Annotated in this window: 3 protein-coding genes and 1 pseudogene; 3 read left to right on the forward strand and 1 reads right to left on the reverse strand. The window is 58.5% G+C overall.

What is annotated here, in order from left to right; genetic code table 11:
• Positions 1-81 precede the first annotated feature (81 nt).
• Genes EN932_RS32295 through EN932_RS32305 form a run of 3 tightly spaced genes read left to right on the forward strand, consistent with a single transcriptional unit; the run spans position 82 to position 2,976 of the window.
• Positions 82-1,104 (forward strand): 3-oxoacyl-ACP synthase, encoded by a 1,023-nt coding sequence (locus tag EN932_RS32295; protein ID WP_127367054.1) that lies wholly within the window; start codon positions 82-84, stop codon positions 1,102-1,104.
• A complete protein-coding gene (locus EN932_RS32300) occupies positions 1,104-2,111 on the forward strand; it encodes a PAAR-like domain-containing protein (RefSeq protein WP_128338019.1) in 1,008 nt (335 codons plus the stop codon). The genes EN932_RS32295 and EN932_RS32300 overlap by 1 nt, the downstream gene beginning before the upstream one ends.
• A 10-nt stretch (positions 2,112-2,121) precedes the next feature.
• Positions 2,122-2,976, forward strand: a complete 855-nt coding sequence (locus EN932_RS32305; protein WP_127367056.1) for a hypothetical protein — start codon at positions 2,122-2,124, stop codon at positions 2,974-2,976.
• A gap of 21 nt (positions 2,977-2,997) precedes the next feature.
• On the opposite strand, the pseudogene EN932_RS32310 reads toward EN932_RS32305, so the two are convergent.
• Positions 2,998-3,211 (reverse strand): annotated as a pseudogene (locus EN932_RS32310) (hypothetical protein); the annotation flags it as partial.

Consider the following 3,211-nt stretch of genomic DNA (forward strand, 5'->3'; position numbering starts at 1 on the left):
ATCCATGCTGCGGGCGCGCGCCACCGGCCGCAGCTATGTCCGGGCCACCGGCACAGCGCCGAAAGAAGAGGCCGAGGACGCATGAGCGCCGCGATCGATATCATCTCGGTCGGCATGGTGACCGCGGTAGGACTCGACGCGCCGTCTGCCTGCGCTGCGATGCGCGCGCGACTCGACGGTTTCCAGGAAACCGGTTTCATAGGGCGGGGCGGGGCGCCGCAGATAGGCGCACCTGTTCTGCTGCCGCGCAACTGGATCGGCGAAAAGCGCATGGCGCACCTTGCAGCCGGCGCTATTTGCGAAGCCTTTGAAAGTAGACCCGAGGCGCGAGGTCAAACGGCATTAATCTTATGCCTAGCCGAAGACAATCGCCCAGGCCGCCCGATCCGCGATCCTCTACGGCTGTTGAGGAGAATCGCCGAGATGGTCGAAGTCGCCCCTCATTCCCGCTCGCGCGTGATAGCGCATGGCCGTCCGTCCGGACACGTCGCGCTTGAACATACACGGAAATTTCTCGCGTCGGACGAGTTGCCCTATGTCATGATCGTCGGCGTTGACAGCTATCTTAGCACAGATGCCATTTCGCATTATGGTGGCCAGTCGCGTCTGCTTAGCCCGGACAATCCGAATGGCTTCATACCAGGCGAAGCAGCAGCAGCCGTGTTGTGTGCGCGCGGCAACAAAGGCGGCTTTCGACTTAGGGGTTTGGGATTGGCCCGCGAGAAGGCTTTCATCTACAATCGAGAAGATTTGCCGTTGCGGGGCGATGGCCTCGCTGAAGCCTATAGGATTGCCTTGAAAGAGACAGGGATCGATCTGGGTCTGATCGGATACCGCATATCGGACCTGATTGGCGAGCAGTATTGGTTCAAGCAAAACGCCTTTGCAGCACAACGTGTGCAGCGCGTCCGCAACGAATTCCAGGACCTTTGGTCACCGGGGGAATCCTTGGGCAATGTGGGGGCGGCAGTCGTTCCGATCATGTTGGGAATGGCACATACCGCAGCCCGCAAGGGCTATGCGGCCGGCAATCCGGTACTGATAGACGCATCCAATGATTCTGGTGCCTGCGGGGCCGCAGTCTTCCTGGCAAGAGCGGCCTGATGTCGGATGTATTTGCAAACGGCCTTGAGATTTCAGGAAAGTCGGTCGACGCAAAGACGATCGCGGCTTTTCCCGACGTTTGCTTCACGCCGCCTGAAAACCCCGCAACGCCGCCCGGCGTTCCGATTCCCTATCCCAGTTTCGGCATGGCTTCCGATACGGAAGATGGTACTGGAACGGTCAAAATCGGCGGCAAGACGGTCAACATCAAGAACAAGTCGGATTTGTCGAAAACCAGCGGCACGGAAGCCGGCTGCGCCGCCAAGAAGGGAGTAATCACTTCGAAGAACACTGGTAAGGAGTTCTTCAAGTCATGGTCGCCGAACGTAAAATTCGACGGCGAACCAGTCATTCGCATGACGGATCTCGCCACCAACAACCACGCTTCCGATCCGCCGAACGCGCCGCCTTGGCCACATATTGCCGGCGTCAATCCGGCAACAGCGTCGTGCGCCGAGATACTGGCCGCTCTCGGGCTCAAGTTTCACAAGCATGAAGACAGCCCCTGCGAGGCTGAAGATCGTGCCGGAGGATCGAACAAGGCTACATTCGAGCAGTCCGACCACATCATCCAGACGGCCTGCTTCACTGATGGTCGCCTCGGTGAGGCTATCCCGACCGCAGGGCCGAACAAAGCCTACGACATCAACAAGGCGCCCTGCGTATGTCTGAAAGATGCAAGTCGACGGAGCACTGAACACGGCGAAAAATCGGCATCGCAGCGGCAATCCAAGCGTGACTGGGTTGCCAAGCGGAAAGCGGACGCGAATTGGAATCCTACCTACAAAGATGCACGGGAGGACAATCTCGATGCGATGAAGGATGCCCTCAAACCACGAATCGACGACGGTCCAAATGGCGAGGAGCATCCTGCCGTGGGTTGCTTGCGCGTCGAGTGCGACAAATATTTCAAGGATGACCTGGGGATGGATGACGATACCCCAGTGAAAATTCCGCATAAATCCTACGCCGCGCCTGCCGATCCCGGCGCTGCAGGCATCAGTTAAGAGGACGACAATGACCGAATTTTTCGCAAGCTGTGACTGCGCATCGCCGGAATATCAGGAATCGCTGCTCGCGCTGGTCGTGCAGACCGATTCTGAGGACTATTGGTCGAAGATCTTTCGGGTAACCAATCTTCTCGGTGCTGGGACCACGCCCAACAGGGCGAAGATTCTGGAGTTGCACACCTGGCTTACTCATTTCTGGAGGAGCGACAAGGGCATTCTCTACATCGCCGACGATTCGGGCGAGGTGCACGAGTCCGCCGAATCCGGGTTGACTTCGCGGATCGTGTCGGAGGGACGGGCCATCACCTTTGTCTGGGGCCTTTCGGACCAAGAAGTCTACGCTGTCGGCGATGCAGGCGTAGTCTTTCTCTGGAACGGCAAAACCTGGACGGCGATCTCCGATCCGCTCGGCGACCGTCTCTACGGTGCATCAAAGGCAGCCGACGGATCGCTCTACGTCTGTGGTCAAGCCGGTCACTTCTGGCGAAGGACCGACTCGCGTTGGCAGCGCATCGAATTGCCTACCAACCGGCGCCTGACAGCAACGTTTGCCACGCCGGACTCGACCGTATGGGTGTGTGGCGAAGGAGGAGCGCTCTTCCGTGGCCGCGGCGATGATTGGGAAGAACTGCGGCTGACCGAAACCAACCTGCATGGGATATGCCTGTTCAAAGGCGGGATCTACATTGCCGGCAGCCGAGACGGAGTTCTGAAATACGACGAGAAAACGGGTTTGCAATCCGTCAAACCAACCGTCGTCAGCTACGGTTTGGTCGCCGATGAGCACCACATGGTTAGTTTCGGCGACAAGATCGCCATCCGCTTCAATGGCGAGACATGGGCGGGGATAAAGTTCGATTGAATGCGAAAGATTTGAGACGGATTATCGTCCTTGCGTCGCAAGATAGGACCGCACCTGATCCAAATTCAGGTCGCGTATGTGCATGCTGGCTGCTTGCGGCCGCAGCATCCGGGTGACGAAAAGTTCGCCCGCTTCCGGATACTGGGCATAAAGCTCTTCGGCGATTTCCAGGCCGGCAGGGCCGGCTGTGCGCAAGCCATCTAGATGGGCTTCCAGCCGCTCGACAAGGCGGCCT

It is taken from the genome of Mesorhizobium sp. M7A.F.Ca.US.002.01.1.1 (assembly GCF_004022955.1).
Lineage (GTDB): Bacteria > Pseudomonadota > Alphaproteobacteria > Rhizobiales > Rhizobiaceae > Mesorhizobium > Mesorhizobium ciceri.